The organism is Candidatus Dependentiae bacterium (genome assembly GCA_020431705.1).
Classification (GTDB): Bacteria; Babelota; Babeliae; order Babelales; family Vermiphilaceae; genus JAGQHQ01.
The window spans coordinates 1-1311 of the sequence record JAGQHQ010000041.1 but is presented as its reverse complement, the minus strand read 5'-3'; the positions used below and the strand labels follow the sequence as shown (position 1 = coordinate 1311).

At 32.3% G+C, this 1311-nt stretch carries 1 protein-coding gene; it reads right to left on the bottom strand.

Annotation, left to right across the window (positions count from 1 at the left end):
* Positions 1–1311: hypothetical protein (locus KC460_05215; GenBank protein MCA9770741.1), on the bottom strand; the 1311-nt coding region annotated here is incomplete at both ends.

Below are 1311 nucleotides of genomic sequence, written 5' to 3'. Positions count from 1 at the left end.
TCCCTCTCCATTTACATTTACATTTCCCTCTTTGCTTGAAGCACCATCTGGATTCTTTTCTTCTTCATTTACATTTCCTTCTTCGCTTGAAGCACCATCTGGATTCTTTTCTTCTTCATTTACATTTCCTTCTTCGCTTGAAACATCATCTGGATTCTCTTTTTCTTTATTTCCTTGTTTTAGATTATTGTTGTTATTATTTTTGCTTGAATCACCACCTGAGATGCTGTTTAAAGCACCACTTGCGACGCTGGAAGAAGCACTATCTAGATCATTGTTATTGTTGTTGTTATTGTTGTTGTTATCGCTTGAAACATCATCTGGTTTCTTTACTTTTCCATTTACTTTTTCTTTTTCGCTTGAATCATCATCTAGATTCTTTACTTTTCTATTTACTTTTTCTTCGTTTACTTCTTCTTTGTTTACTTCTTCTTTGTTTACTTCTTCTTTGTTTAAAGCACCACCTGCGGCACCACCACCTGCGACGCTGAAAGAAGCACCTTCTTTTAGATTATTATACGTATTGTTGTTGTTGTTGTTATTATTTTTGCTTGAATCACCATCTGGATTATTTTCTTTTTCTTCAATTTTTTGAATTTTTTTAACTTCAGGAATTTTTTCAACTTCAGAACGTACAGCTTCGTGCCAATCTGTGATGCACTTATACTTTTGCCTGCTAATCTTTGTAACTGCTTGGATTAAAGTCGCAAGATCGATATCTTGTTCTAGTTCGAATACTTCACCATCTTCTGTATTGTAAACAACCCTCTGTCCTTGTTTAGGTTCTGCATTTACACGCAGCATGCCATCCATACCGAACGTTATTGTCATTCTGGTATCTGAATATGGATTTTTGATGATCTGCCTAAAGAAAAAAGAATAAAATACAGAATTTATTGTATTCACTACGTTTTTTTTATAGAGATAATAGAGAGCAGTACTTTTCATGAGGTTGGCTTTACCTTCATCTTCATTTTCTGTTGTATTACTTCTTATTATTTTTGAAAAAAGCCAAGGTAAAAAGGTTTTGTTTTTCCTATCATTGATGTTTCTTTTTATCTCGGATTTAATGGTATCAGTATTTTCTTCAAAAAAACTATCACTGTTACTCTGAAAATCAGGAAAAGAATAACTACCATTAATAACACTTTCGAGATAATCTTTAGCATTTACTTCAAAATCTTGTTTATATATTGCATTTTTAAAACCTAAATAATCTGATATTGAATCATTAAATTTTCTCTCTTCTTCGTTTTTATAAAGCTGGTTTGGTTTGACCCATGCTAATAAACCAAGACCACAAAGCGTCAT